This window comes from Gemmiger formicilis, assembly GCF_016901605.1.
GTDB lineage: Bacteria > Bacillota > Clostridia > Oscillospirales > Ruminococcaceae > Gemmiger > Gemmiger formicilis_B.
This window is the reverse complement of record NZ_JACJKP010000288.1, coordinates 1-1,990: the sequence shown is the minus strand read 5'-3', so window position 1 is coordinate 1,990 and position 1,990 is coordinate 1. Positions and strand designations below refer to the sequence as shown.

The window sequence follows — 1,990 nt, the reverse complement described above, 5'->3', positions numbered from 1 at the left end:
TGAAAGGAAGCATTTTTCATGAGCCGAGGAACCGAACTCAACGATCTGCTGAAAACCATTCAGCCGACGGACGAAGCGGCACGTCGGGCAGCGCAGAAAAAGTGGGCTGCCTGTGCGAAGCCGCTGGAAAGTCTGGGGATTCTGGAAACGATGCTCACCGATATTGCAGCACTTACCGGTACAGCGCAAATCGAACTGAATCCGCGTACCGTGTTGGTGCTTTGTGCAGATAACGGCGTGGTGGCTCAGGGTGTTTCCCAGTCCGGCAGTGAGGTGACCGGCATTGTTGCTCATGCGCTGGCAGCAGGGCAAAGCAATGTCTGCCGGATGGCAGCTCTTGCCAACTGCAAGGTGCAGCCTGTGGATATGGGGATTCTCAATTTTTCGGGGGCGGAAGGCGTTCTTTCCTGCCGCGTTGGGAACGGTACGGCGGATATCACCAAAGGGCCTGCTATGACCCGGCAGCAGGCGGAACAAGCGATCCTTACCGGTATTGAGCTGGTGCAAAAGCAAAAAGCAGAGGGTGTAAAGCTGCTTGCCACCGGAGAGATGGGCATTGGAAATACAACGACGGCAACGGCTGTGACCTGTGCACTTTTGGGCCATACGCCGAAAGAACTGACCGGACGCGGAGCAGGGCTTTCCGACGCGGGGCTTATCCGCAAACAGACAGCCATTGAGCAGGCGCTGAACGTCAACCGCCCCGATGCAGCGGACCCGGTTGATGTGCTTGCCAAAGTTGGCGGATTTGATCTTGCGGGATTGTGTGGGATCTTTCTTGGCGGCGCATTGTATCACGTACCGGTATTGGTAGACGGTGCGATCAGTGCGGCAGCAGCCCTTTGTGCGGTTCGGTTGTGCCCGCTTGCTTCCGCGGCGGTATTTGCCAGCCATCAAAGTGCCGAACCTGCCGGTAGCCTGCTGCTACAGGCTCTGCATAAGAAACCGCTGATTACGGCAGGAATGCGCCTGGGCGAAGGAACCGGTGCGGTGGCCGCAATGCCTTTGCTGGATATGGCACTTGCCGTTTATCGGGGAAGTACTTTTACCGATTACGGCATGCAGCCTTACACACCGCAGGGAGGCTTTTGATGTTGGTACTGGTAATCGGGGGTTCCGGCAGCGGAAAAAGCGAATATGCGGAACGACTGGCTCTGCGGCTGGCCGGTGAATATTCGAAATTTTATCTGGCTACTATGCAGATCTGGGACGATGAATGCCGCGCCCGTGTTGATAAACATCGTCGCCAACGAGCGGGGCGGGGTTTTATCACAATAGAATGTCCGCAAAATCTGGCAGGATTGCAGGAACCAATGCTTGACAACAGTGGTACGATTTTGCTGGAGGATTTGGGAAATCTGGCGGCCAACGAACTGTACTCGCCCGGCAGCCGATATATGACGGCGCAGAAGGCGGTTTTGAGCGGAATGGATTATATTGCCCGTTGCTGCAAAAATCTTGTGATTGTCTCCAATGAGGTGGGAGCAGGCGGAACCGACTACGAAGAAGAAACGGTAGAATATCTGCGATTCCTGGGAAATTTGCACCAGCAGATTGCGCAGCGTGCAGATGCTGTTTGTGAAGTGGTAGGCGGAATCCCATATTACTACAAGGGAAGCGAATGCTTATGATTTTACTGGAAACCATTGCGGTGGCTTTTGCCATGTTCAGCGCTATTCCGGTACCGCAGCCTGTCTGGAATCAAAAAAATATGCGGTATGCCATGTGCGCTTTCCCACTGGTTGGGGTGGTTTGTGCGCTGTTTTATCTGGTATGGGCAGTGGTATGCCGTATGTGGCCGGTGCCGTCTTTGCTGCAAGCTGCCGGATATTGCCTGGTACCGGTCCTGGTGACCGGAGGAATTCATCTGGACGGGTATGCGGATACCTGCGATGCATTGGCGAGCTATGCCGATGCGGCCAAAAAACAGGAAATCCTCAAAGATCCCCACTGCGGTGCATTTGCCTTGATTCGCGTATGTACGTATTTT

At 54.5% G+C, this 1,990-nt stretch carries 3 protein-coding genes; all 3 read left to right on the top strand.

The window, feature by feature from the left end:
* Positions 1-18 precede the first annotated feature (18 nt).
* Positions 19-1,092: a nicotinate-nucleotide--dimethylbenzimidazole phosphoribosyltransferase gene (gene cobT, locus H6B10_RS14235; protein ID WP_204652203.1), complete on the top strand. Its 1,074-nt coding sequence runs from the start codon at positions 19-21 to the stop codon at positions 1,090-1,092.
* On the top strand, positions 1,092-1,631 hold the full coding sequence (locus tag H6B10_RS14230; protein ID WP_204652202.1) for a bifunctional adenosylcobinamide kinase/adenosylcobinamide-phosphate guanylyltransferase: 540 nt from the start codon (positions 1,092-1,094) through the stop codon (positions 1,629-1,631). Before cobT ends, H6B10_RS14230 begins: the two co-directional genes overlap by 1 nt.
* A partial coding sequence (locus tag H6B10_RS14225) for an adenosylcobinamide-GDP ribazoletransferase (RefSeq protein ID WP_204652201.1) occupies positions 1,628-1,990 on the top strand: 363 nt, incomplete at its 3' end. The genes H6B10_RS14230 and H6B10_RS14225, both read left to right, overlap by 4 nt.

What these genes read in the sequence shown, in the direction of transcription:
- H6B10_RS14230 (WP_204652202.1), top strand. Translation starts at nt 1,092, where the DNA reads ATGTTGGTACTGGTAATCGGGGGTTCCGGCAGCGGAAAAAGCGAATAT.
- cobT (WP_204652203.1), top strand. Translation starts at nt 19, where the DNA reads ATGAGCCGAGGAACCGAACTCAACGATCTGCTGAAAACCATTCAGCCG.